Annotated in this window: 1 pseudogene; it reads right to left on the bottom strand. The window is 42.7% G+C overall.

The window, feature by feature from the left end:
* Positions 1 to 43: 43 nt before the first annotated feature.
* Positions 44 to 555 (bottom strand): annotated as a pseudogene (locus tag ACFIK0_RS09885) (hypothetical protein); the annotation flags it as partial.

The raw sequence follows: 555 nt of genomic DNA, 5'->3' as shown, positions 1-555 counted from the left end.
AAAATAAAAGAGGATCACTAGTAAGTGATCCTCTTTTATTACTTTAAAGATTAAATAACGAAGCTTTCTTTACGTTGTTGGTAGCTTGAACCGGAATCTTCATACTTGGTAAGTCCCCAGGATGAAGAACCAAATTACCAACCGTCTGGCCTTTCTTCACAGGGGCTTTCAACTGTCCGGTAAAGGAGCGATCTGCTTGTTGCACTGATAATGTTGGCTGCATCTGTTGCCAAGTACTCCCTTTAGGAACCCACACAGTAGTTGGTTGAACTAAATCAATTCCAGTATGATGGCGATCCTTGGCATGAGCTACATAAGTTTTCTGAACTTTACGACTCACCTGCTTGGTTGAATTTAACGTCACCGGCTGATAGCGATCCGCCAATTGTTCATAAAATTCTTTGGATTCTTTCGATTGATCGTTCCAGTCACCTTTGGTGTGCAGCGCAACCAAAATCACCCTTCGACCATTGAGCATTCCTGTCGTGATAATGCACTTTCCAGCTGCATCTGTATTACCAGTCTTCAAGCCATCAATATTCCAGCCTTTCGGAG

Source organism: Bartonella sp. CL63NXGY, from assembly GCF_042194905.1.
Taxonomy (GTDB): domain Bacteria; phylum Pseudomonadota; class Alphaproteobacteria; order Rhizobiales; family Rhizobiaceae; genus Bartonella.
This window is presented reverse-complemented; position numbering and strand designations above follow the sequence as displayed.